The sequence below is a fragment of the Halomonas sp. HG01 genome (genome assembly GCF_000968715.2).
GTDB classification, from domain to species: Bacteria; Pseudomonadota; Gammaproteobacteria; order Pseudomonadales; family Halomonadaceae; genus Halomonas; species Halomonas halophila.
Map to the genome: position 1 here is coordinate 2,550,371 of NZ_CP022134.1, position 21,315 is coordinate 2,571,685.

Annotated in this window: 16 protein-coding genes and 1 riboswitch; of the genes, 9 read left to right on the forward strand and 7 right to left on the reverse strand. The window is 70.6% G+C overall.

Annotated elements, in window-relative coordinates; all coding sequences use genetic code 11:
* Positions 1 to 14 precede the first annotated feature (14 nt).
* Complete coding sequence (locus tag UN84_RS12180; protein ID WP_046079947.1) at positions 15 to 1,094, reverse strand: NAD(P)-dependent alcohol dehydrogenase; 1,080 nt, start codon at positions 1,092 to 1,094, stop codon at positions 15 to 17.
* 206 nt (positions 1,095 to 1,300) lie between these two features.
* On the opposite strand from UN84_RS12180, the gene UN84_RS12185 reads away from it, so the two are divergent.
* Complete coding sequence (locus UN84_RS12185; protein ID WP_046079946.1) at positions 1,301 to 2,209, forward strand: DMT family transporter; 909 nt, start codon at positions 1,301 to 1,303, stop codon at positions 2,207 to 2,209.
* A gap of 70 nt (positions 2,210 to 2,279) precedes the next feature.
* Here the strand turns inward: UN84_RS12185 and UN84_RS12190 are convergent, their stop codons facing one another.
* The 5 genes from UN84_RS12190 to UN84_RS12210 form a co-directional block, all read right to left on the reverse strand.
* A complete protein-coding gene (locus UN84_RS12190; protein WP_046079945.1) occupies positions 2,280 to 3,053 on the reverse strand; it encodes an enoyl-CoA hydratase-related protein in 774 nt (257 codons plus the stop codon).
* Between the two features lie 92 nt (positions 3,054 to 3,145).
* Positions 3,146 to 4,000 (reverse strand): 3-hydroxybutyryl-CoA dehydrogenase, encoded by an 855-nt coding sequence (locus tag UN84_RS12195; RefSeq protein WP_046079944.1) that lies wholly within the window; start codon positions 3,998 to 4,000, stop codon positions 3,146 to 3,148.
* A gap of 145 nt (positions 4,001 to 4,145) precedes the next feature.
* A complete protein-coding gene (locus tag UN84_RS12200; RefSeq protein WP_046079943.1) occupies positions 4,146 to 5,963 on the reverse strand; it encodes an acyl-CoA dehydrogenase in 1,818 nt (605 codons plus the stop codon).
* A 60-nt stretch (positions 5,964 to 6,023) separates the two neighbouring features.
* On the reverse strand, positions 6,024 to 7,442 hold the full coding sequence (locus tag UN84_RS12205) for an MFS transporter (protein ID WP_046079942.1): 1,419 nt from the start codon (positions 7,440 to 7,442) through the stop codon (positions 6,024 to 6,026).
* A gap of 167 nt (positions 7,443 to 7,609) precedes the next feature.
* Positions 7,610 to 8,251, reverse strand: coding sequence for a class I SAM-dependent methyltransferase (locus UN84_RS12210; protein ID WP_046079941.1), 642 nt, complete (start codon positions 8,249 to 8,251; stop codon positions 7,610 to 7,612).
* 39 nt (positions 8,252 to 8,290) lie between these two features.
* Between UN84_RS12210 and UN84_RS12215 the strand changes: the two genes are divergently transcribed.
* From UN84_RS12215 to thiC, 7 genes are all read left to right on the forward strand, one after another.
* A complete protein-coding gene (locus UN84_RS12215; protein ID WP_046079940.1) occupies positions 8,291 to 8,671 on the forward strand; it encodes a VOC family protein in 381 nt (126 codons plus the stop codon).
* 114 nt (positions 8,672 to 8,785) lie between these two features.
* Positions 8,786 to 9,166: a DUF4870 family protein gene (locus UN84_RS12220; RefSeq protein WP_035597382.1), complete on the forward strand. Its 381-nt coding sequence runs from the start codon at positions 8,786 to 8,788 to the stop codon at positions 9,164 to 9,166.
* Positions 9,167 to 9,169: 3 nt separating this feature from the next.
* On the forward strand, positions 9,170 to 10,102 hold the full coding sequence (locus UN84_RS12225; protein WP_046079939.1) for a lysophospholipid acyltransferase family protein: 933 nt from the start codon (positions 9,170 to 9,172) through the stop codon (positions 10,100 to 10,102).
* Positions 10,103 to 10,250: 148 nt separating this feature from the next.
* Positions 10,251 to 11,807, forward strand: a complete 1,557-nt coding sequence (locus UN84_RS12230; protein ID WP_046079938.1) for a glucan biosynthesis protein — start codon at positions 10,251 to 10,253, stop codon at positions 11,805 to 11,807.
* On the forward strand, positions 11,794 to 13,707 hold the full coding sequence (gene mdoH / locus UN84_RS12235) for a glucans biosynthesis glucosyltransferase MdoH (RefSeq protein ID WP_082090939.1): 1,914 nt from the start codon (positions 11,794 to 11,796) through the stop codon (positions 13,705 to 13,707). The genes UN84_RS12230 and mdoH overlap by 14 nt, the downstream gene beginning before the upstream one ends.
* Before the next feature lie 339 nt (positions 13,708 to 14,046).
* Positions 14,047 to 14,715, forward strand: a complete 669-nt coding sequence (tenA, locus tag UN84_RS12240) for a thiaminase II (RefSeq protein ID WP_046079936.1) — start codon at positions 14,047 to 14,049, stop codon at positions 14,713 to 14,715.
* 193 nt (positions 14,716 to 14,908) lie between these two features.
* Positions 14,909 to 15,028: riboswitch (TPP riboswitch) on the forward strand.
* A 76-nt stretch (positions 15,029 to 15,104) separates the two neighbouring features.
* Positions 15,105 to 16,994, forward strand: coding sequence for a phosphomethylpyrimidine synthase ThiC (gene thiC, locus UN84_RS12245; protein ID WP_046079935.1), 1,890 nt, complete (start codon positions 15,105 to 15,107; stop codon positions 16,992 to 16,994).
* Between the two features lie 72 nt (positions 16,995 to 17,066).
* Here thiC and UN84_RS12250 read toward each other — a convergent pair whose 3' ends face one another.
* The gene (locus UN84_RS12250) at positions 17,067 to 19,337 is read right to left on the reverse strand and encodes a heavy metal translocating P-type ATPase (RefSeq protein WP_046079934.1); all 2,271 of its coding nucleotides are present in this window, start codon (positions 19,335 to 19,337) and stop codon (positions 17,067 to 17,069) included.
* 160 nt (positions 19,338 to 19,497) lie between these two features.
* On the opposite strand from UN84_RS12250, the gene UN84_RS12255 reads away from it, so the two are divergent.
* Positions 19,498 to 21,273 carry a sugar phosphorylase gene (locus UN84_RS12255; RefSeq protein WP_046079933.1) on the forward strand — a complete coding sequence of 592 codons (1,776 nt, stop codon included), beginning with the start codon at positions 19,498 to 19,500 and terminating at the stop codon, positions 21,271 to 21,273.
* Positions 21,274 to 21,315: the final 42 nt, after the last annotated feature.

Consider the following 21,315-nt stretch of genomic DNA (forward strand, 5'->3'; position numbering starts at 1 on the left):
CGCCAGCGCCGGCCCTAGCCGGCGCTCAGGGCGACCTTGAGCACCCCGTCGCGCTGATGGGAGAAGAGCTCGTAGGCGTCGACGATGTCGTCGAGGGCATAGCGGTGGGTGACCAGCGGGCCCAGGTCCAGGCGGCCGCTCTCGATGATGCCCATCAGCCGGCGCATGCGCTCCTTGCCGCCCGGGCACAGCGAGGTGACGATGCGGTGGTCGCCGAGGCCGGCGCTGAAGGCGTCCAGCGGCAGGGTCAGGTCCTCGGAGTAGACGCCGAGGCTCGACAGGGTGCCGCCGGGCTTGAGCACCCTGAGCGCATTCTCGAAGGTGGCCTGCAGGCCCAGCGCCTCGATGGCCGCGTCCACGCCGCGCCCGCCGGTGAGACGACGGATCTCGTCGACCACGTCGACCTTGCGGTAGTCCAGCACCACGTCGGCGCCGAGTTGGCGCGACATAGCCAGCCGCTCGTCGACGCCGTCGACGGCGATGATCAGCCCGGCACCGCGCAGCCGCGCCCCGGCGGTGGCGCAGAGCCCGATCGGGCCCTGGGCGAACACCGCCACGCTGTCGCCGATGCGGATATTGGCCGACTCCGCCCCGGCGAAGCCGGTGGACATGATGTCCGGGCACATCAACACCTGCTCGTCGGTCAGGCCGTCCGGCACCGGGCTGAGGTTGGCCTGGGCGTCGGGCACGCGCAGGTACTCGGCCTGGGCGCCGTCGATGGTGTTGCCGAAGCGCCAGCCGCCCATGGGCTTGTAGCCGTGGCCATGGTGGCCGCCGTCCTGGGCGCTGCAGCCGTCCTGGCAGGCATAGGAGGTGAAGCTCGGGCAGATGGCGCCGGCGATCACCCGCTGGCCCTCGGCATAGCCCTTGACGTTGGCGCCGAGCTTCTCGATCACCCCCACCGGCTCGTGGCCCACGGTCAGCCCGCGCTCCACCGGATACTCGCCCTTGAGGATGTGCACGTCGGTGCCGCAGATGGTGGTGGTGGTCACGCGGATCAGGGCGTCGTCGGGGCCGATGTCGGGAATCGGCTTGTTGTCGAGCTCGATGCGGCCGGGCTCGACGAAGACGGCGGCTTTCATCATGGCAGGCATGGCAGTTCTCCCGAGGCAAGGAACCTCCTCTCATCACAGCACAGCCTCGCCGAACCGGGATTGCGCTGGATCAAGCCGCCGGCACGCGCCCTCCTTCCATCGACCACGGCGGAGGTGAGAGGCGAATGTCCACGCCCTTCCCCGCCGACCGACGGGCGATTACCCTGCCATGACACCTTCTTCCCGTTCGCCACCTGGACACCGCCATGAGCCCGGCCGACACCCTCCGCCTGATCCTGCTTTCCTCGCTGTGGGGGATGTCGTTCATCTTCATGCGAGTGGCGGTGCCCGAGTTCGGCCCGGTGCCGCTGATCCTGGTGCGCATGGGCGTGGGCGCGCTGCTGATGCTGCCGCTGCTGCTCGGCGTGCGCTACCTGCGCCTGGTGCGGGACAACGCCGGTCGGCTGATGCTGCTGGGGCTGGTCAACCACGTGCTGCCGTTCTCGCTGCTGGCGCTGGCCACCACCCGGCTGGAGGCCGGCTTCACCTCGCTGATCAACGCCACCACGCCGCTGTTCACCGCCCTGCTCGGCGCGCTGTTCTTCGCCACGCCGGTGTCGCGGCGCCAGTATCTGGGCCTGGCGCTGGCCTTCCTCGGGGTCTATGTGCTGTCTGCGGATCGGCTGGACTTCGCCCTGGGCGGCGACGGCTGGTTCATCCTCGCGGTGCTCGGCGCCACCTTCTGCTACGGCATCGCCACCAACTACTCCAAGACCTACCTGTCCCACCTGCCGGTGCGCGTGCTGGCCGCCGGCAGCTGCGCCATGTCCGGGCTGATCCTGCTGCTGCCGGGCCTGTGGCTGTGGCCCGAGGCCCCGATCAGCGGCCTCGGCTGGGCCAACGGCCTGGCGCTGGCGGCCTTCAGCACCACCCTGGCCTTCCTGCTCTACTTCGGGCTGATCGCCAGCGCCGGGGCCACCGCGACCTCCACCGTGACCTTCCTGGTGCCGGTCAGCGCCCTGCTGTGGGGCTATGTGCTGCTCGACGAGACGCTGAGCCTGCAGATCCTGGCCGGCATGGCCATCACCCTCGCGGGCACCGCCATCGCCACCGGCGTGCTGCGCCTCGGCTGGCCGGCGCGCCCGGCCAGGCGCCGCGACCGACGCCTGGACTGACACCACAGACACAAGACGGCCGTGGCGTCACCGCCACGGCCGTCGATGCTGCGCAGGGTGCGAGCGGCGCTCAGAAGTTCGGCTTGCGCTTCTCGACGAAGGCGCTCATGCCCTCGCGCTGCTCGTCGCCGGCGAAGCACAGCGCGAACAGGCTGGTCTCCAGCGCCAGGGCGCTGTCCAGGTCCTGGTCCAGGCCGTCGTGGACCGCCTGCTTGGCGCCGCGCACCGCCTGGGGGCCGTTGCCGCCGAGCTGCTTGGTCAGCTCGGCGGCGTAGTCCTCGAGCTCGGCCTGGGGCATCACCCGGTTGACCAGGCCGATGCGCAGGGCCTCGCTGGCGTCGATCTTGCGCCCGGTGGTGACCAGGTCCAGGGCCATGGCCGGGCCGACGCGGCGCGGCAGGCGCTGGGTGCCGCCGAAGCCCGGAATCACCCCGAGCAGCACTTCCGGCTGGCCGAACACGGCATTGTCGCTGGCCACCGCCCAGTCACAGGCCAGCGCCAGCTCGCAGCCGCCGCCCAGACAGAAGCCGTTGACCAGCGCCACCACCGGCACCGGCAGCGCCTCGAGCCGCTTGAGGGTGGCCTGGGCCTGGCCGGCGAAGTCGCGGGCCTCGACGGCGCTCTTGTCGCGCATCTCGGTGATATCGGCGCCGGCCACGAAGGCCTTCTCGCCGGCACCGGTGATCAGCACCGCGCGCAGGTCGCCGCGGGCCTCGAGATCGTCGAGCGCCGCCGCCAAGGCGGCGATCACCTCACTGTTCAGGGCGTTGAGCGCCTTGGGACGGTTGACGGTCAGACGGACCACGCCGCCCTCGTCCTGCACCTCGATCGCCTGCTCGCTCATGATGGCTCCTCGTCTCGTGATATCGGGAAAGACGCAACGCCCTCACCCTAGCGAACGCTTGGTAGAGCGACAATCGAGGCTTTGGTCGGGGGTCAGGCACCGTCGTAGACGTGGAAGCCGCGCCCGCTCTTGCGGCCCAGATAGCCGGCATCGACCATGCGACGCAGCAGCGGACAGGGCCGGTACTTGGGATCGCCGAAGCCCTCCTGCAGCACCTCCATGATCGCCAGGCACACGTCCAGGCCGATCAGGTCGGCCAGCGCCAGCGGGCCCATGGGATGGGCGGCGCCGAGCTGCATGGCCTGGTCCACCGCCTCCGGCGTGGCCGCGCCCTCCTGCACCAGGAAGGCCGCCTCGTTGATCATCGGCACCAGCAGACGATTGACGGCGAAACCCGGCGAATCGCCCACCCGCACCGCGGTCTTGCCCAGCGCCTCGGCCAGCGCCTCGACGCGCGCCACGGTGGCGTCGCCGGTCTGCTCGGCGCGGATCACCTCGACCAGCTTCAGCACCGGCACCGGATTGAAGAAGTGCATGCCCACCACCCGCTCGGGGCGCTCGCAGGCGCCGGCCAGCCGGGTCAGAGACAGCGAGGAGGTGTTGGAGGCCAGGATGATGTCATCGCCGAGCGCGCTGAGGTCGCGGAACAGCCGCTCCTTGAGCTCGGGATTCTCCGGCGCGGCCTCGATGATCACCTCGCAGTCGGCCAGGGTCGCAAGCTCGGTGGTGCCGCGGAGCCGCGCCAGGGCGTCGGCGCGCGCGTCCTCGCTCAGCCGCTCCTTGGCCACCAGCTTGCCGAGCCCCTTGTCGATGCCGGCCCGGGCGCGCTCGAGCGCCTCCTCGGCCACGTCGAACAGGCGGACCGTTAAGCCGGCGGTCGCCAGCACCTGGGCGATGCCCTGGCCCATGGTGCCGGCGCCCACGACGCCGATCGGTGATTGACTCATCGCTGCCTCTCCTTCGCTTGGGTGGACCCGCCCGCCGATCACGCCCGGCGGGCACTCGGATCAGCATGCACCGGTCGTGTGTCGCGGTCGAGTCACGCCCGCCTGCACTGACATCACGCTGGCAGGCTCGCGCCCTGCGCCGGGCTCAGAGATGCCCGGGCTTCAGCGCCGCCAGGCCGCCCATGCCGGCCTCGATCGCCGCCAGCCGGGCGCGGCCCTCCGGCAGCCACTGGCGCAGGCCGAACTCCGCCGCGACGAGCTTGGCGCGATAGAAGTCGGCGTCACCGCTGCCGTCGGCCAGCGCGGCCTCGGCGCGCAGGGCCGAACGGCCCAGCTGCCAGGCACAAAGCACATGGCCGGCCAGGGAAAGAAACGGCGTGGCACAGGCCTGAACGGCGTCCGCGCCGCGCTCGGGATCGGCGCCCCGGGCCAGCACCAGGCCCATGGCGGTGCGCAGATCGGCCACGCCGCCGGCCAGGCTCTCGCCCAGCGGGCGCAGCTCGGGGCTGACGGCGAGCGCCTCGGCGGTGGCATCGACCTCGTCGGCCAGCCGGCTCAGCGCCGCGCCGCCGTCGCGGGCCAGCTTGCGGCCGGCCAGGTCCAGCGCCTGGATGCCGTTGGTGCCCTCGTAGATGGGCGCGATGCGCGCGTCGCGCAACAGCTGGGCGGCGCCGGTCTCCTCGATGTAGCCCATGCCGCCGTGGACCTGCAGGCCCAGCGAGGCGATCTCCACCGCCTGATCGGTGGAGAACGCCTTGACCACCGGGATCAGCACCTCGACCCGGGCCTGGGCGGCCTGGCGCTCGGCCTCATCCAGGGCGTGGCGGGCCCGGTCCATCTGCGCCGCGCAGGTCAGCGCCAGGGCGCGCAGCGCATCGGTGCGGGCGCGCATCGACAGCAGCATGCGCCTGACGTCCAGATGCTCGGCGATGACGCAGGGCGCGCCGTCGCGGCGGCCCTGCACCCGCTCCAGGGCGTAGCTGCGCGCCTGCTGGCAGGCGCGTTCGGCGACGCCGATGCCCTGGATGCCGACCTTGTGGCGGGCCTCGTTCATCATGGTGAACATGTGGTTGAGCCCGCGGCCGAGCTCGCCGACCAGATAGCCAATAGCCCCCTCAGCCTCGCCTCTTTCCTCGCCCCGCCCCTCGCCGAAGCTCAGCGAGCAGGTCGGCGAGCCGTGGATGCCGAGCTTGTGCTCGAGCCCGATGCAGGTCACGTCGTTGCGGGCGCCGAGCGAGCCGTCGTCCTCCACCAGATACTTGGGCACCAGGAACAGCGAGATGCCCCGGTTGCCCTCGGGGGCGTCCGGGGTGCGCGCCAGCACCAGATGCAGGATGTTCTCGGCGGCCTCGTGCTCGCCCCAGGTGATGTAGATCTTCTGGCCCTTGAGGCGGTACTCGCCGGGCGCATCGTCATCGGGCACGGCCAGGGTCCGCACCTGGGAGAGATCGGAGCCGGCCTGGGGCTCGGTGAGGTTCATGGTGCCGGTCCAGCGGCCCTCCACCAGCGGCGGCAGGTAGCGCGCCTGCTGCGCCTCGCTGCCGTGACGGGCCAGCGCCTCGATGGCGCCGGCGGTGAGCATCGGGCACAGCCCCAGCGCCATGTTGGCGCCGTGCAGCATCTCCTGCACGGCGCTGGCCACGGTCTCCGGCAGGCCCTGGCCGCCGTGGGCGGCGGAGACGCCGATGCCGTTCCAGCCGCCCTCGGCGTAGGCCCGGTAGGCCTCGGCGAAGCCCTCGGGCAGCGTGACGCCGCCGTCCTCGCGGCGCCGGCAGCCCTGGCGGTCGCCGACGGCGTTGAGCGGCGCCCACACCTCGCCGGCCAGCCGGCCGGCCTCCTCCAGCACGGCGTCGGCCAACTCGGGGCCGATCTCCTCGAAGCCGGGCAGAGAGAGCGAGCCGTGCTCGAGCAGTTCCTCGAGCACGAAGCGGACATCGCGAAGCGGCGGCGTATAGGGCGTCATCGGGGCACCTCGAAAACAGGACGTTCCGGCGAGACTAGATTCACGACGGCTGATGAACCATTAGCCGTAGGTCGCCCTTCGATCCTGCTCGTCGGCACTAGCGGCGTCGGACGCGGGATCCACCTCGGCCGGCGCCGCGTCATCGTAGTAGACGATATGCGGCTCGTCCGGCGGCGGCGGGCCGACCAGCGGCTCGGCCACCTCGACGTCCGGCACCGCCTCGGACAGATCCTCGACGTGCTCGTGCTCCAGCGCGCCCTGCACCCACTCCTCGGTGACCGCCAGCTCGGCGGCGCTGAGCGGCGTGGCGGGCGAGAACGGCGCCACCGGCACCGGCGCCGGGCGCACGCTGCGCCGCCAGGCGAAGAAGGCCACCAGCCCGACGCCCAGCGCGCCCAGCGACCAGAACAGCCCGCCGTCGCCCACCAGCGTCATCACCGGGCCGATCGCTGAGGGGCTCAGCGTCGCGCCGATGGCGTTGATCAGCAGCAGGCCCTGGCTCATGCGCACCAGCGCGCCCGCCGGGGCGCGGTCGGCGGCGTGCCCCACCGCCACCGGATACAGCGAGAAGACCCCGCCGCCGAGCAGGAACAGCAGCGCGGCGAGCCCCCAGGGCGGCAGCGGCAACAGCAGGATGCCGGCGCAGATCAGCGCGCAGAAGCCACCGAGCCCGATCAGCACCAGCTGGCGGTCGTGGCGATCCGACCAGCGCCCCACCGGGTACTGCAGACACATGGCGCCGAGCACCACCAGCGCCATCAGCTGGCCGACGCGATCGCCGCCGACGCCGCTGCGCTGCAGGTACAGCGGCAGCAGGGTATAGACCGCCGCCACCGCGATGCCGGAGCCGAAGCTGCCCATCACGCCGGTGGGCGTCAGGATGATCAGGCGCAGCGGCGACAGCGGCTCGGCCTTCTCCAGCAGCGGCGTGACCCGCGGGATGATCGCCATGGGCAGCACCGACAGCGAGGCCAGCAGGCCGATCAGCATGAAGGGCTCGGCGGGCGCCATGCCGCGGGTCAGGCCGAACAGCAGCTGGCCGATCGCCCCGGCGGCGAACACCACGATCATGTACATCGCCAGCAGGCGCCCGCGCACCCGGTCGTCGCCGGCGGTCAAGAGCCAGCTCTCGATCACCAGGAAAACGCCCACCGTGGCCCAGCCGGCGATCAGACGCAGGGCGAACCAGGCCACGGGGTCGGCGGACATGCCCTGCAGCAGCACCGACACCGCCAGTAGCGAGGCGAAGCTGCCGTAGGCGCGGATATGGCCGATCGCCAGCAGCAGGCGGTCGTTGACCATCGCCCCCAAGCCCAGGCCGATGAAGTAGGCCGAGGACACCCAGCCAATCACCAGCGACGAGGCCCCGGCGGCGTCCAGCCGCAGGGTGGTGAGCGTGGTCAGAAAGCCGTTGCCGATGCCCAGGATGAAGAGTCCGAGCAGCGGCCCCAGGGCCATGAGCAACAGCTGGCGTGACATGTGCGAAGGCCTCCGACGAGCCGCGAGAAAAGGCCACCGCCGGGGACGGCGGTGGCGGGAATTCGCGCACGAATATACGCCCGGTCACGGGCGCCGCCAATCCTCCCTGGCAGGCTTTTTCGCGACACTTCGATGACGATAACAGCGTGTTATCGAACGAAGCGACCTCACGCCTTCTGCAGCAATACGACGTCGCCGGCCGGGAAGCTCACCGTCAGCTGCCAGCGCTCGGCGAGCCAGCGAAAGCTCGCCTCATCGAAGAAGCAGACGTGGGTCGGATCGAGGATGTAGTGCCAGCCGGCGAACGCCTCCACGCTTGGCGGCACCCGCTTGGTCATCAGCCCCAGCCAGCCGCCGGGCGCCAGCAGACCGAGCAGGCGCTCGAGCTCGGCGCCGGGCGCGAACAGATGCTCGACCACCTCGGTGGAGGTGATGAAATCGTAGGTGCGCTCGAGCGCCGCCGCGTCCGGCGCGTAGAAGGCGTCATAGATCGCCATCGGGTGGCCGGCCTCCTCGAACATCACCGACAGCGTCGGCCCCGGGCCGGCGCCGAAGTCGAGCCCGCGGGCGCCGGGCGAGAGCTTCGCCGCCAGCGGCTCGAACAGCCGCGACAGGAAGCGACGATAGCCGGGATCGTCGGGGGAGTTCTCGTGCTGGTCGTAGACCGCCTTCTCCTCCGCCGGCCCGAGGCGCTGATGGGCCGGCACGAACACCAGCGCACAGCGCCGGCAGCGGCGATAGTCGCGTCGCGCATCGCGATGGTAGGGCGCGTGGTCGGTGGATGCGCATAGCGGACAGGTCGGCATCATCGTATTCTCTGTGGCAGGACTCACTTTCAGGAGGCATGCATGCTGTCAGGTCTGGACCACCTGGTCATCACCGTGACCGATATTTCCCGCGCCGTGGACTTCTACACCCGGGTACTGGGGCTGGACGTCCGCTATCGCGATCAGGAGCGCGTGGACCTGATGCTCGGCGACATGGCCCTGCGCCTGCACTGGACCGCCACCGATATCCAGCCACGGGCCGCCACGCCCACCCCGGGCAGCCTCGACCTGTGCCTGCGCAGCCAGCTGCCCCTCGACGAGGTCCAGCGCCACCTCGAGGCGCTCTCCATCGAGGTCGAGCTGGGGCCGGTCAGCCGCCAGGGTGCCACCGGCGAGATCGAGTCGCTCTACCTGCGCGACCCCGACGGCAACCTGCTCGAGATCAGCCGCCCCAGGCGCTGAGGGATCAGGCAACATCGCCGAAGGCTCTCGGCCTGGCTGAAGGCGCCATGCTGGCATCGCCATCCCAGGCCAGTATCATGAGCGGCACGATATCCACGCTTTCAAGGACGACCGATGAACGAGCATGATCCCGCGCGCCACGACGCCGTGGTCGCCGACGACGCCCGCACCCCCGATACCACCATGGCCATGGTCGTCTACGCCCTCTACCTGGCCAGTTTCGTGGTGGGCTTCACCGGCATCATCGGCGTGGTGATCGCCTACGTATACCGCGGCAAGGGCCCGGCCTGGCTCGACGAGCACTACCGCTACCAGATCCGCACCTTCTGGATCGGCCTCGTCTATGCCGCCCTGGCCTCGCTGCTGACCCTGGTCGTGATCGGCTTCCCGCTGCTGATCGCGCTGGCGGTGTGGATGATCATCCGCTGCGTCAAGGGCTTCAAGGGCCTGCAGGAGAAGCGCGCCCCCGACAACGTCGATACCTGGCTGATCTGATCCATGGCCGACACGCAACACACCCAGGGGCGCTTTCAGGCGCGGCTGATCGCCGGCCTGTGGCGCGCCCTCGCCAACTGGCGGCCGGCCTCACTGTGGCGCCTGGCGCGCATGACCGGCCCGCTGGTGCAGCTCGGCAGCCGGCGCGAGCGCCGGGTGACCCGCATCAACCTGGCCCAGGCCTATCCCGACCGCCCCGAGGCCGAGCGCCGCCGCCTGGCGCGGCGCAGCCTGGTCCACTCCAGCGCCACCATGCTCGAGCTGGGCCTGGCCTGGATGGGCGAGCCGGACCGGGTCGAGGCCAGCATTCTCGAGGTCCACGGCCGCGAGCTGCTCGACGAGGCCCGCGCCGAGGGGCGAGGCGTCATCGTGCTGGCACCCCACTTCGGCAACTGGGAGGTGCTCAACTTCTGGCTGTCCGGGCACTTCCCCTTCACCGCCATGTACGAGCCGCCCAAGCTCGCTCCGCTGGACCCGATCATCCGCGGCGGCCGCGAGCGGCGCGGGGCCGAGCTGGTGCCGACCAATCCGCGCGGCGTGGCGGCGCTGCTCAAGGCGCTCAAGCGCGGCGAGACGGTGGGCATCCTGCCGGACCAGACGCCGAGCTGGGGCAGCGGCGTGTTCGCGCCCTTCTTCGGCCGCCAGGCCTATACCGCCACCCTGCTGCCCAAGCTGGTGGCCCGCACCGAGGCCCGGGTCGTCACCGGCGTGGCCAAGCGCGTTCGCGGCCGCGGCTTCGCGCTGCACTTCCTGGCCGCCGACGAGCGCGTCTACTCGAGCGACGAGACCACCTCGGCCGCCGGCGTGAACGCCTGCGTGGAGGCCGCCATCGCCCTGGACCCGGTCCAGTACCAGTGGGAATACAAGCGCTATCGCAAGACCCCCGAGGAGCTCGAGGGCCGCGCCGACTGGAAGCGCTTCCGCGTCTACAAGTAACCCCTTCGGCGCCGCGGGACGGAACCATCCCGGCGGCGCACTGACCAACCCCGGTACGCTTTCACGATAACGATACCCATAACACGACAAGACCCCCTGGACCGGCTCGCGCAGGGAATGCCGGCGGGATTCCAAGGAGAGTCACCACATGACATCGCTGTTCCGTTTCCTGGCCCTCTCGCTGGGGACGACGCTGGCCATGGAGGCCAGCGCCGAACCCGCCGCCGAGCAGGGGCTGTTCGACCGCGTCACCGACCGCGCCGAGCGCCTGGCCGACGCGCCCTATGAGGCACCGGACGCCGACCTGCCGCCGGCGCTGACCGAGCTCGACTACGACGCCTATCGCCAGATCCGCTTCCGCCCCGACCGCGCCGTCTGGCACGACGACGGCCTGTTCGAGGTCCAGCTGTTCCATCCCGGCTTCCTCTACGACCAGCCGGTCGTGCTCAACCTGGTCGACGAGGACGGCGAGGTCAGCCCGCTGCCCTTCGACCCATCGCGCTTCCGCTACGACGACGAGGCCGCCGGGCTGGCCGATCTCGACGCCGAGGCCCTCGGCGATCTCGGCTACGCCGGCTTCCGCCTGCACTACCCGCTGAACAGCGGCGACTATCGCGACGAGTTCATGGTGTTTCTCGGCGCCTCCTATTTCCGCATGATCGGCCGCGATCAGGGCTATGGCCTCTCGAGCCGCGGGCTGGCCATCGACACCGGCGCGCCCCGCGGCGAGGAGTTCCCCGCCTTTCGCGAGTTCTGGCTGGTCGAGCCCGGCCCCGAGGACACGCATCTGACGGTCTACGCCCTGCTCGACAGCCCGTCGCTCTCCGGCGCCTACCGCTTCGAGATCGCTCCCGGCGAGCCGACCACGGTCGAGACCGAGGCGCGGCTGTTCGCCCGCGAGGTCGTGGCCAAGCTCGGCATCGCGCCGCTGACCAGCATGTACATGCACGGCGGGCTCGGCGACTACCCGGCGGACGACTATCGCCCGCGGGTACACGACTCCAGCGGCCTGGCCATGCAGACCGGCGACGGCGAGCGCATCTGGCGCCCGCTGAGCAATCCCGAGACGCTGCATATGTCGAGCCTGCAGGACACCTCGCCCCGGGGCTTCGGGCTGATCCAGCGGCCGCGCCGGTTCGAGGCCTACCTGGACGCCGAGGCCCGCTACGAGACGCGCCCCAGCGAATGGGTCACGCCGCTGGGCGACTGGGGCCAGGGCCGCGTCGAGCTGGTCGAGATCCCCTCCGACAGCGAGGCCAACGACAACATCACCGCCTACTGGATCCCCGAGCAACCGCTCGAGGCCGGGCAGTCGCGGACCTTCCGCTACCGGCTGAGCACCCTCGGCGCCACGCCGCCGGATCAGCGACTCGCCCATGTGCTGCGCTCGCGCCAGGGCTGGGGCGCCACGCCGGGGCAGGACGATCCGCCGCCCGCCAGCCAGCGCGTCTTCATCGTCGACTTCCAGGGGCCCACCCTCGACGGCCTCGAGGCCGACCAGACGGTGGAGCCGCGCCTGACCACCTCCAGCGGCGAGCTGATCGAACCCCGCGTCCAGCGCCTGCCCGACGACACCTGGCGCGCCAGCTTCCGGCTCGCGCCGGAAGACGGCACACCGGCCGACATGCGCCTGGCCCTGACCCTGCACGGCGAGCCGCTGACAGAAACCTGGAACTATGTCTGGTATCCCGATGAGCGCCGCTGATTCCCGCAACGCCGCGGCGCCCATTCCCTGGCGCCGCACCCGCCGCTGGGCCGTCGCCCTGCTGATCGCCGCCACCACCGCCCTGGGCGTGTGGACCATGTTCCGCATCCTCCACGTCGGCGGCCTGACCCCGCTGGAGCTGGCGGTCCTGGCGCTGTTCGCGGTGACCTTCGGCTGGATCGCCGTGGCCTTCTGGAGCGGCCTGATCGGCTTCGTCCTGAGCCTCGCCGGCCGCGACCCGCTGAGCCTGGCCCTGGCCGGCTCGCCCCGGCCGCCCGACGACGCCCGCTCGCGCACCGCCCTGGTGATGCCGATCCACAACGAGGACGTCGAGCGGGTCGCCGCGGGTCTGGAGGCGACCTGCCGGGACCTGCCGCCGATCACCGAGCGCCGGCACATCGAGGCCTTCGTGCTCAGCGACAGCACCGACGAGGCCGTGGTGGCCGAGGAGAAGGCCGTCATGGCGGCGCTGCAGCGGCGGCTGTCCGGCCATTGCCGGCTGCACTACCGCCATCGCGACAGCAACGCCGGCCGCAAGGCCGGCAACCTCGGCGACTTCTGCCAACGCTGGGGGCAGCGCTACGACTTCATGCTGGTGCTCGACGCCGACAGCGTGATGAGCGGCGATACCGTGCATGAGCTGATCGCCCAGATGGAGGCCAATCCGCGCCTCGGGCTGCTGCAGACGGTGCCGATTCCCGTGCGCCAGGACAGCCTCTTCGGGCGCGCCAACCAGTTCGCGGCGGCGGTCTACTCGCCGATGCTGGCCGCCGGGCTGAGCTTCTGGCAGTCCGACGCCGCCAACTACTTCGGCCACAACGCCATCCTGCGCGTGGCGCCCTTCATCCGGCATGCCGGCCTGCCCGAGCTGCCCGGACGCCCACCGCTGGGCGGCGACATCCTCAGCCACGACTTCGTCGAGGCCGCGCTGCTGCGGCGCGCCGGCTGGGAGGTGCGCATGCGCACCGACCTCGGCGGCAGCTTCGAGGAGATGCCGAGCCATATCCTCGACTACGCCAAGCGCGACCGCCGCTGGGTCCAGGGCAACCTGCAGCACCTGCGCCTGCTGGGCGCCGGCGGCCTGCACATGGTCAGCCGGGTGCACTTCCTGTGCGGCGCTCTGGCCTACCTGTCGTCGCTGATCTGGCTGGCGATCCTCGCGGTCAGCACCGCCGATGCCCTGCTGCGCGCCCTGATCGCGCCCAACTTCTTCACCTCCGACGCCCAGCTGTTCCCGGACTGGCCGATCGCCCCACCCAACCTGATCATGCCGCTGCTCGGCGGCACCCTGGCGATGCTGCTGACGCCCAAGCTGCTGGGCGTAGTGCTGGCCCTGTGCCGAGCGCCGTCCCGCTACGGCGGGCGTGGCAGGCTGGTCGCCAGCGCCCTGCTGGAGGCGCTGTTCGCGATGCTGATCGCGCCGCTGATGATGGTCTTCCACAGCCGCTTCGTGATCGAGGTCTTCAGCGGCCTCACCGTGGCCTGGAACCCGCAGTCGCGCGAGGGGCGCGCCCTGCCCTGGCGCGAGGCGCTGCGTCACACCTGGCCGGGCAGCCTGGTCGGCCTCTGCTGGGCGGGCGTGACCTGGTGGGCCACGCCGACCTTCTTCTGGTGGCTGACGCCGGTATGGCTAGGGCTGATGCTAGCCGCGCCGCTGGTGCGCTGGAGCAGCAGCCTGACGATCGGGCATGGCCTGCGCCGGCGCGGCCTGCTGCTGGTGCCCGGCGAGACCGCCCCGCCGGCGGTGCTCGAGGCCGAGCCGGCGCCGCTGGATCTCGAGGCGGCCGGCGATCCCGCCGCACCGCCGGCCGAGCGGCCCTGCGAGATGCCGATCCAGTCCTTCGGCGGCGACTGGGCGCGGACGTCGAGCGCCGAGGCGAGCGCCGTCCAGGGCAAGTGATCGTCGCGGCGTCCGGGATGACGACAGGAGTGATGACAAGGGGGATGAGAGGGGTGTTCGTCGCCCGCCAAGCTGCTAGACTCGGCCCATTCGCTTGACGGGGTGCCGGTGGAACCGGCTGAGATGGCGCAGGTTCGTGCTCGACACGTTCGAGACAGAGCCCAGCGCTGGTCCCGTGGAACCTGATCCGGGTGGGTGTGGCACGCGCCGCACGTGAACCGGCGTAGGGAATCAGGCGGCGGGCCGGCGCGCCCTCCTTGTGCCCCGGCTCTCCCTCACCGCCTCCGCTACGCCCGTGCGCACCCTACGGCATCCGCTCTCATCGGAATCGGAGGCAAGATGGGCCGTCGCTTCAGTGATCTCACCGCCGCCTGCCAGGCCGACTGGCGCGCCTACACCGAGCACGACTTCGTCCGCGCCCTGGGCGCCGGCACGCTCGAGGCGGACGCCTTCCGCCACTACCTGCAGCAGGACTACCTGTTCCTGATCCACTTCGCCCGCGCCTACGCCCTGGCCGCCTACAAGAGCCGCGACCTGGACGAGCTGCGCCAGGCCTTCGACGGCCTGAAGACCATCCTCGACGTCGAGCTGGACCTGCACCGCGGCTTCTGCCGCGACTGGGGCATCACCGAAGACGACCTGGCGGCGCTGCCCGAGGCCCGCGCCACCCTGGCCTACACCCGCTTCGTGCTCGACGCCGGCAGCCGCGGCGACCTGCTCGACCTGCGCGTGGCGCTGGCCCCCTGCCTGGTGGGCTACGGCGAGATCGCCAACTGGCTCGAGGCGCAGCCGTTCACCGTGCGCGGCGACGCCAACCCCTATGACGCCTGGATCGCCATGTATCGGGGCGACGAGTTCCAGCAGGCGATGCACGCCGAGATCGCCTGGCTGGACGCGCGGCTCAGTGAGGTGACGCCGGCGCGCTTCGACCAGCTGGCGCGACTGTTCCGCGACGCCACCCGGCTGGAGATCGACTTCTGGCAGATGGGCCTGGATCGCGCGGACTGATTTAGCGGCAAGCTGGCCGTTGAGACAGGAATCGCCGGGGAAGGCCTCAGAGGAGGCGCTGTGAATACTTCCCTGTACGCTACCGACGCCATCCCTGGCGTAGGACCTCCTCTTCGGCCTTCCCCGGCTCTGCGGCGAGCCCGGACCAAACAGACAACATGATGCAATAAGGCCCGCCACCACAGCGGGCACACCACGCTTGACGGGGTGCCGTTGAAGACGGCTGAGATCATGCGGCGCGAGGCGCCCAAGCATGGATCCCGTTGAACCTGAACTGGCTAGGACCAGCGTAGGGATCAAGCGACACGCGGCGGCGCCTCGGCGCCGGCCGCCCCTGTCCTCCCCGACGGTCCTCCCTGACGAACCACTCAAGCCAAGGGAGCACGACCATGAGCAAGACCACCCATTTCCTCAACGAGAGCGCCCGCGTCGACGAGGCCGCCGTGGCCCCGCTGCCCGGCTCGCGCAAGGTCTTCGTCGAAGGCTCGCGGCCCGATATCCGCGTGCCCTTCCGCGAGATCGGCCTGTCGCCGACCCGCACCTCCGGCGCAGATGAAGAAAACCCACCGCTGCTGGTCTACGACACTTCCGGCCCCTACACCGACCCCGAGGCCACCATCGACCTGCGCCGCGGCCTGCCCGAGCTGCGCCGCGCCTGGATCGAGGCCCGCGACGACACCGAGTTCCTCGACGGGCCGACCTCCGAGTACGGCCGCCGCCGCGCCAACGATCCCATGCTCGCCCCGCTGCGCTTCGAGCTGACCCGCACGCCCCGCCGGGCCAAGGAAGGGAAGAACGTCACCCAGCTGCACTATGCGCGCCAGGGCATCATCACCCCCGAGATGGAATTCATCGCCATTCGGGAAAACCAGAAGCGTCAGACGATGGGCAGCGAGGAGGTCGAGCGCCTCCTCGGCCACCAGCATCCGGGCGAGGCCTTCGGCGCCCGCCTGCCCGAGGAGATCACGCCTGAGTTCGTGCGCGACGAGGTGGCCGCGGGTCGCGCCATCATCCCCAACAACATCAACCACCCGGAATCCGAGCCGATGATCATCGGCCGCAACTTCCTGGTGAAGATCAACGGCAACCTCGGCAACTCGGCGGTCACCTCGTCCATCGAGGACGAGGTCGACAAGATGACCTGGGGCATCCGCTGGGGCGCCGACACCATCATGGACCTGTCCACCGGGGAGAACATCCACGAGACCCGCGAGTGGATCATCCGCAACGCCCCGGTGCCGATCGGCACCGTGCCGATCTACCAGGCGCTGGAGAAGGTCAACGGCGTGGCCGAGGACCTGACCTGGGAGGTGTTCCGCGACACCCTGATCGAGCAGGCCGAGCAAGGCGTCGACTACTTCACCATCCACGCCGGCGTGCTGCTGCGCTACGTGCCGCTCACCGCCAGACGCACCACCGGCATCGTCTCCCGCGGCGGCTCGATCATGGCCAAGTGGTGCCTCTACCACCACCGCGAGAGCTTCCTCTACGAGCACTTCGAGGAGATCTGCGAGATCTGCAAGCGCTACGACGTCGCCTTCTCGCTGGGCGACGGCCTGCGCCCGGGCTCGGTGGCCGACGCCAACGACGAGGCCCAGTTCGCCGAGCTCGAGACACTCGGCGAGCTGACCCGCATCGCCTGGGAGCACGACGTCCAGGTGATGATCGAGGGCCCCGGCCACGTGCCCATGCACCTGATCAAGGAGAACATGGACAAGCAGCTCCGCGAGTGCGACGAGGCGCCCTTCTACACCCTCGGGCCGCTGACCACCGATATCGCGCCGGGCTACGACCACATCACCTCCGGCATCGGGGCGGCGATGATCGGCTGGTACGGCTGCGCCATGCTCTGCTACGTGACGCCCAAGGAGCACCTGGGCCTGCCCAACAAGGACGACGTCAAGACCGGCATCATCACCTACAAGATCGCCGCGCATGCTGCTGATCTCGCGAAGGATCACCCGGCCGCCCAGCGCCGTGACAATGCCCTGTCGAAGGCGCGCTTCGAGTTCCGCTGGGAGGACCAGTTCAACCTGGGCCTCGACCCGGACACCGCCCGGGAATACCACGACGAGACCCTGCCCAAGGACTCGGCCAAGGTGGCGCACTTCTGCTCCATGTGCGGGCCCAAGTTCTGCTCGATGAAGATCAGCCAGGAGGTCCGCGACTACGCCAAGGACAAGGGCCTCGACGGCGACCAGGACGCTGTGATGAAGGGCATGGAGGAGCAGGCCGAGAAGTTCCGCCAAGAGGGCGCCGAGCTGTACAAGGAGGTCTGACCTCACGCCTTGATGCAGAACGCCGCGCCGGCAATCAGCCGGCGCGGCGTTTTTGTAGGCCGCCAGGCTAATTCAGTTTGCCGCGGGCGAGGCGGCAACGGCCGCGTCGTCTTCCGTCGAGTCACGATCGCCCGGCGCGAAGCGCAGCAGCCGCAGGGCGTTGAGCGTGACCAGCACGGTGGCGCCGGTGTCGGCCAGGATCGCCAGCCACAGCCCGGTGATGCCGAGCACGGTGGTGACCAGGAACAGCCCCTTGAGCCCCAGGGCGATGGCGATGTTCTGGCGGATGTTGGCCATGGTCGCCCGCGCCAGCCGGATCAGCGCCGCCGCGTCGCCCACCCGGTTGCGCAGCAGCGCGCCGTCGGCGGTCTCCAGCGCCACGTCGGTCCCCGAGCCCATGGCCACGCCCACCTGGGCGCTGGCCAGCGCCGGGGCGTCGTTGATGCCGTCACCGATCATCATCGTCCGCTCATGGCCGGCCAGCTCACGGATCGCCTCGACCTTGCCCTCCGGCATAAGCCCGGCGCGACGCTCGATGCCGAGGCGCCCGGCGATGGCCGCGGCGGTGCGATCGTTGTCGCCGGTCAGCATCACCGAGCGCACGCCCAGCGCCGACAGCGCCTGCACGCCGGCCTCGGCATCGGGCCGCGGCTCGTCGCGCAGGGCGATGGCCCCCAGCGCCACGCCGTCCTCGACCGCCACGATCACCGTCTTGCCCTCGGCCTCGAGTTCCTCGATTCGCGCGGCCAGCGCCTCGGCCAGCGTGCCGCGATCGGCCACGTGGCGCGGCGCGCCGACGAAGGCCCGGCGACCCTCGATCAGCGCCTCGACGCCCTGCCCGGGCACCGCCCGGGCCTCGCTGACCCTTGAGGCCGCGACCTGCTGCGCCTCCGCATGGGCGACCACCGCCTGCGCCAGCGGATGGCTGGCGTCGCGCTCCAGGCCCGCGGCCAGGGCGATCACGTCCTGCGCGGCCACGGCGTCGCTTGCCGGCACCACATCGGTCACCCGCGGCCGGCCCTCGGTCAGGGTGCCGGTCTTGTCGAAGGCGACCGCCTCGGTGCGGGCGGCGGCTTCGATCACCGCACCGCCCTTGAGCAACAGCCCGTGCCGGGCGCCGCTGGAGAGCGACGAGGCGATCGATGCCGGCACCGAGATCACCAGCGCGCAGGGGCAACCGATCAGCAGCAGCGCCAGGCCGCGATAGGTCCACTCGCCCCATTCGCCGCCCAACGCCAGCGGCGGCACCACCGCGACCAGCACCGCCAGGCCGACCACCGCCGGCATGTAGACGCGGCTGAAGCGGTCGATGAAGCGCTCGGTGGGCGCCCGCGCCTCCTGGGCTTCCTCCACCAGCCGGATGATGCGTGCGATGGTGTTGTCCTCGGGCGACCGGGCCACGCGCAGCCGCAGCACGCCGTCATGGTTGATCGAGCCGGCGAACACCTCGTCGCCCTCGCCCCGGTCCCGCGGCACCGACTCGCCGGTCACCGGCGACTCATCGATCGACGAGCGGCCCTCGAGGATGGTGGCGTCGGCGGGGATGCGGTCGCCGGGGCGCACCACCACCACCTGGCCGACCGCCAGATGTGCCACATCCACCGTGCGCGTCTCGCCGGGGGCGACTTCCAGGCGTGCCTCGCGTGGCACCAGATCGGCCAGCGCGCGGATGCCCGAGCGGGCCCGGTCCGCGGCCACGCCCTCGAGGATCTCGCCGATAGCGAACAGCAGCACCACCATGGCCGCCTCCTCGGCGGCGCCGATGATCAGCGCACCGCCGGCGGCCAGGGTCATCAGCATCTCGATGGTGAACGGCATGCCGACCCGCGCCGCACTCACCGCACGGCGAGCGACCGGCGCCAGTCCGATCAGGCAGGCCGCCAGGAAGGCCCAGTGGGCCACCTCCGTTCCGACGGTGAAGCGCAGCAGCGTGGCCACGCCGAGCGCCACCCCGGTGGCCAGCACCAGCCGCCCCTTGGCGGTGGCATGCCAGCGCCGGGGCGAGGCGTCATCACCCCGACGGAAATGATCGGCATGATCGCGCCCGGCACAGCAGCCGGCGCCCGAAGGCGCCTCGGCATCGTCCTGCGCCGACTGGCGCCGAACGCCATAGCCCAACCGCTCGACCAGCGACGCCACGTCCTCGGGCGCCGTGCGGCCGGTATCCAGATCGAGGGCCAGCGAGCCCTGCATGACCGAGACCTTCACGTCAGCCACGCCATCCAGACGCTCCAGCGCGCCGCGGATCTTGCCGGCGCAGCTCGGACAGTCCATGCCTTCCACGCGCCACTGGTGTCGCTGGAGTGCACCCTTTTCGGCTTCCTGCGCGGCGTCTTGCGCCATCCTGACCTCCTCGGGGCTCGTCATCGAAACATGGCATCAGCCTAGAGCCTCTAGCCGCTATAGACTCAAGCGGTGATGACGCCGGGCACGACACCGCCAGCATGGACAGCTGGCACGCGGCCTGCATGCTTAAGGAAACCCCCAACGAGAGGCGATCGCCATGCCGGCACCCTCCCTTTCGACGCCACTTGGCGCCGAGGCCTTCCATGAGCGCGCCCATCGCCACCTGACGATGCTCTACGGCCCCCGCGCCGACGAGGTGCTGCGCCGGCTGTTCACCCTGCTGGCGCATCAGGCCCCCATGACGCCCCCGGATGGTGAGGCACCGCCCGCCCGTCCGCTGTGGAGTGAACGCGACCAGTGGCTGATCGCCTACGGCGACAGCCTGGTCGACGGCGAGCAGCCACCGCTCGACGTCCTCGACGACTTCGTCGCCGGCCGCCTCGGAGAGACCTTCAGCGGCGTGCACCTGCTGCCCTTCTTCCCCTGGAGCAGCGACGATGGCTTCTCGGTCATCCACTACCGCGAGGTCGATCCCAAACTCGGCGACTGGCCCCAGGTCCGCCGCCTTTCCCGTCGCTTCGATCTGGGGGTCGACCTGGTGCTCAACCACGTCTCACGGGAATCGCTGTGGTTCGCCGACTATCTCGGCGGCAACCAGCCCGGCCGCGACTACTTCATCGAGATGGATCCCGAGACCGACCTCTCGGCGGTGGTGCGGCCACGCAGCTCGCCGCTGCTGGTCAAGGTGCCGACCCGCCGCGGGCCCCGTCACCTGTGGGCGACCTTCTCCGAGGATCAGATCGACCTGAACTTCGCCAACCCCGACGTGCTGCTGGAGTTCGTCGGTATCCTGCTGTTCTACCTCTGCCAGGGCGCGCGAGTGATCCGCCTGGATGCCATCGCCTACCTGTGGAAGAAGGTCGGCACCTCCTGCATCCACCTGCCCGAGACCCACGAGGTCGTGCGGCTGCTGCGCGCCATCGCCGATCACGTGGCGCCGGGCACGCTGATCCTCACCGAGACCAACGTGCCGCACCGCGAGAACATCAGCTACTTCGGTCTTGAGAGGCTCGAAAAGGACGGCACGCCGCCGGACGAGGCGCACCTGGTCTATCAGTTCCCGCTGCCGCCGCTGCTGCTGCACACCTTTACCAGCGGCGAGGCCGGCACCCTGGCGGCCTGGCTGCGCAGCCTGCCCGCACTGCCCCCGGGCTGCAGCTTTCTCAACTTCACCGCCAGCCACGACGGCATCGGCGTGCGCCCGCTGGAGGGCTGGCTGCCCCACCACGAGGTCGACGCGCTGCTCGAGCTGATGCACCGCTTCGGCGGCTTCGTCAGCATGCGCACCAAGGACGATGGCGAGGACTCGCCCTACGAGATCAACATCACCTGGTTCGACGCCATGAAGGGCACGAGACGCGGCGCGGACCCCTGGCAGATGCCGCGTTTCCTGTGCAGCCAGCAGCTGATGCTCGGCCTCAAGGGCATCCCGGCGCTGTATCTGCACGCGCTGACCGGCACCCTCAACGACATCGAAGGCATGGAACGCAGCGGCCGGCTGCGCTCGATCAATCGCCACCGCTGGGACCGTGGTGCCCTGGAGCGGCTGCTCGACAGCCCGCACACCTCGACCCACCAGGCTTTCACGGCGCTGACGCGGCTGCTCGAGGTCCGCCGCGACGAGCCCTGCTTCCACCCGGATGTGCCGCAGCGGGTGATCGAGACGCCGGCGTCGCTGCTGGTCGTCGAGCGCGGCCCGCTGGACGACGGGCGCCGCCTGCTGGCGATCCACAACGTCACCGACCGCCCCCAGCCGCTGGCGCTGGAGGATCTGAACAAGGGCGTGTGGCGGAACCGGCTCGACGGCGAGATCTGGCAGGCGGAACATAGCCTGCCGCCCTACGGCGCCCTGTGGCTGGTACATCAGCCATAAGCTGGCAGACAGCGCAAAGAACACCGCCCCCATGGCAAGCCA

Excerpts from the sequence above, each read along its gene's own strand:
- UN84_RS12195 (WP_046079944.1), bottom strand. The coding sequence starts at position 4,000 with ATGAGTCAATCACCGATCGGCGTCGTGGGCGCCGGCACCATGGGCCAG.
- thiC (WP_046079935.1), top strand. The coding sequence starts at position 15,105 with ATGAGCAAGACCACCCATTTCCTCAACGAGAGCGCCCGCGTCGACGAG.
- UN84_RS12215 (WP_046079940.1), top strand. The coding sequence starts at position 8,291 with ATGCTGTCAGGTCTGGACCACCTGGTCATCACCGTGACCGATATTTCC.
- UN84_RS12200 (WP_046079943.1), bottom strand. The coding sequence starts at position 5,963 with ATGACGCCCTATACGCCGCCGCTTCGCGATGTCCGCTTCGTGCTCGAG.
- UN84_RS12250 (WP_046079934.1), bottom strand. The coding sequence starts at position 19,337 with ATGGCGCAAGACGCCGCGCAGGAAGCCGAAAAGGGTGCACTCCAGCGA.
- UN84_RS12205 (WP_046079942.1), bottom strand. The coding sequence starts at position 7,442 with ATGTCACGCCAGCTGTTGCTCATGGCCCTGGGGCCGCTGCTCGGACTC.
- UN84_RS12210 (WP_046079941.1), bottom strand. The coding sequence starts at position 8,251 with ATGATGCCGACCTGTCCGCTATGCGCATCCACCGACCACGCGCCCTAC.
- UN84_RS12230 (WP_046079938.1), top strand. The coding sequence starts at position 10,251 with ATGACATCGCTGTTCCGTTTCCTGGCCCTCTCGCTGGGGACGACGCTG.
- UN84_RS12220 (WP_035597382.1), top strand. The coding sequence starts at position 8,786 with ATGAACGAGCATGATCCCGCGCGCCACGACGCCGTGGTCGCCGACGAC.
- tenA (WP_046079936.1), top strand. The coding sequence starts at position 14,047 with ATGGGCCGTCGCTTCAGTGATCTCACCGCCGCCTGCCAGGCCGACTGG.
- UN84_RS12180 (WP_046079947.1), bottom strand. The coding sequence starts at position 1,094 with ATGCCTGCCATGATGAAAGCCGCCGTCTTCGTCGAGCCCGGCCGCATC.
- UN84_RS12255 (WP_046079933.1), top strand. The coding sequence starts at position 19,498 with ATGCCGGCACCCTCCCTTTCGACGCCACTTGGCGCCGAGGCCTTCCAT.
- UN84_RS12185 (WP_046079946.1), top strand. The coding sequence starts at position 1,301 with ATGAGCCCGGCCGACACCCTCCGCCTGATCCTGCTTTCCTCGCTGTGG.
- UN84_RS12190 (WP_046079945.1), bottom strand. The coding sequence starts at position 3,053 with ATGAGCGAGCAGGCGATCGAGGTGCAGGACGAGGGCGGCGTGGTCCGT.
- UN84_RS12225 (WP_046079939.1), top strand. The coding sequence starts at position 9,170 with ATGGCCGACACGCAACACACCCAGGGGCGCTTTCAGGCGCGGCTGATC.
- mdoH (WP_082090939.1), top strand. The coding sequence starts at position 11,794 with ATGAGCGCCGCTGATTCCCGCAACGCCGCGGCGCCCATTCCCTGGCGC.